Raw genomic sequence first — 1,908 nt, 5'->3', positions numbered from 1 at the left:
TCGCCGGGCGCCTGCCGCTCGGGCCCACTCCGCTTGCGGCCGCCTGGGCGGGCATCGTGCTGGGCAGCCTGCCCCTCTACGCGCTGGGGCTCGGCGTGGCCCTGCGCCTCGGCCGCAACGCCGTCATCGGCGCCGGCGCGGCGGGGATGCTCCTCGCGTTCTTCTCGGTGGGCGGACTTGCGCACGGCCTTATGACCGGCGAGCTCACCGGTGCCCTGGCGACGCCCCTGAGCTGGGTGCCGCTCGCCTGGCCCGCGCGCCTTGGATCGCTCGGGGTGGAGGCCTTCATCGACGCCGCACGCGCGGCGGCCCCTCTCCTCACGACTGCGCTCGCTAGCCTCGCGCTTACCCTGGCAGCCGGCGCCGTCCTTCTCGCCTGGTTCTGCCGCTTCGAGGACGGGAGGGCAGATGCGTAGGAGGCCGCTCGCCTCCATGCTCGTCCTCCTCTCCGCAGCGCTCGTCCTGGGCGGGAATGCTCTGCTCGACGCCGGCTGGGGGTCGGCACTACGCTCGATTGCCGACCGCGTGCTGCCCAACCCTGAGATCGTCATGTTGGCGCCCGCGGCTGCGCGCAGGGCTCTGGACCGCTGAGCGCGGCGCTAGTACAATTCCGACGAGAGTTTCAGGAGGTCAACATGGCGAGGATACTGGCAGTGGATGATGAACGGGCGATCCTCGACGCGCTCGCGCGCGTCCTCGGCCGCGACGGCCATGAGGTCGTTAGGGCGGCGGACCCGACGGCGGTCCTGGGGATGGACCTCTCGCGCTTCGACCTCGTGTTCTGCGACGTCATGATGCCGGGGCTTGACGGCTTCGAGCTCGTGCGGCAGATCCGCCCGGACTTCGACGGGCCCATCGTCTTCCTGACCGCGCGCGTGGCCGAGGAGGATGCCGTGGCCGCCTACGGCCTGGGCGCCGACGACTACGTCCGCAAGCCCTTCGGGGCCGCGGAACTGCGCGCCAAGGTCGCGGCCCATCTACGCCGTGAGCGCCGGCCGCGCTCGCACGCCCTCTCCTTCGGGGAGGTGCGGATCGACCTCGGGGCGCGCGACCTCGCCGTGGGCGGCGAGACCGTGCCGCTCACGCCCACCGAGTACGCCATCTGCGAGTACCTCGCGCGCCACCCCGGGCAGGTCATGAGCCGCGCGCAGATACGCGAGGCGGTGCTCGGCTGGGAGAGCGACGCCGACGACGCGGCCATATCCATGCAGGTCAGTCGCGCCCGGAGGAAACTCTCCGAGGCCGGCGCCGATCCGATCGCGACCGTCTGGGGGATGGGGTACAAGTGGCAGCTCTGAAGATCGGGGCGCGAGGTCGCGGGGGCATGCCGCTCTCCTTCGTCATCGCGCGCTACTTCGCCTACGCGTTCGCGGCGGTCGCCACGGCGTGGCTCGCCTCGTTCATGGTGCTCTCCGTGTTGATCAGCGCGGGCTTCGTCTACGAGGCAAGCTGGGGGCCGGCCAATGCGCGCGAGGTCGCGGAGGGCCTGGCACGCGACGGCGTCTGCGGGCAGCAGGACGTGCCGACGGCGTACCGCTACCTCATCCTGAACAAGGACGGAAACGTGCTGATGACAGACCTCGAGAGCACGCGGCTCGAGGACGCGAAGGATATGGCTCGTGCGGCACTCGCCGCGGATCCGGGCACAGTGGAGATCGAGGGCGGGGGTTCGGGCGTTACCTACGCCGCGTTCCCGCTCAAAGGCGGCGGGGCCTGCGCGCTCGTCAGCGAGTATCTGCCGCAGTGGGTCTCGCGCGACCTCGCCGGCCTGCTTCCCAACCCGCAGAACCTCATGCTCGTCGGCGCCACGGCGGGAAGCGCGCTCGCGCTCGCGCTCGTGGCGCGCCGTGCGAGCCGCGTGATCTCGCGCAAGATGGCGCCGCTCGCGGAGGCGGCGGGGCGCGTCGG

2 protein-coding genes and 2 pseudogenes are annotated in these 1,908 nt (G+C 71.8%); all 4 read left to right on the top strand.

What is annotated here, in order from left to right; genetic code table 11:
- Nucleotides 1-416: pseudogene (locus DXA43_RS10325) on the top strand (lantibiotic ABC transporter permease); the annotation flags it as partial.
- A 16-nt stretch (nucleotides 417-432) separates the two neighbouring features.
- Nucleotides 433-591 (top strand): hypothetical protein, encoded by a 159-nt coding sequence (locus tag DXA43_RS10225; RefSeq protein ID WP_199580572.1) that lies wholly within the window; start codon nucleotides 433-435, stop codon nucleotides 589-591.
- A 44-nt stretch (nucleotides 592-635) separates the two neighbouring features.
- The gene (locus tag DXA43_RS10045; protein ID WP_117807076.1) at nucleotides 636-1,298 is read left to right on the top strand and encodes a response regulator transcription factor; all 663 of its coding nucleotides are present in this window, start codon (nucleotides 636-638) and stop codon (nucleotides 1,296-1,298) included.
- Nucleotides 1,286-1,908: pseudogene (locus tag DXA43_RS10395) on the top strand (hypothetical protein); the annotation flags it as partial. The gene DXA43_RS10045 and the pseudogene DXA43_RS10395, both read left to right, overlap by 13 nt.

This window comes from Collinsella sp. OF02-10, assembly GCF_003463445.1.
In the GTDB taxonomy this organism is placed as follows: domain Bacteria; phylum Actinomycetota; class Coriobacteriia; order Coriobacteriales; family Coriobacteriaceae; genus Collinsella.
This window is presented reverse-complemented; position numbering and strand designations above follow the sequence as displayed.

What these genes read in the sequence shown, in the direction of transcription:
- DXA43_RS10225 (WP_199580572.1), top strand. Translation starts at nt 433, where the DNA reads ATGCTCGTCCTCCTCTCCGCAGCGCTCGTCCTGGGCGGGAATGCTCTG.
- DXA43_RS10045 (WP_117807076.1), top strand. Translation starts at nt 636, where the DNA reads ATGGCGAGGATACTGGCAGTGGATGATGAACGGGCGATCCTCGACGCG.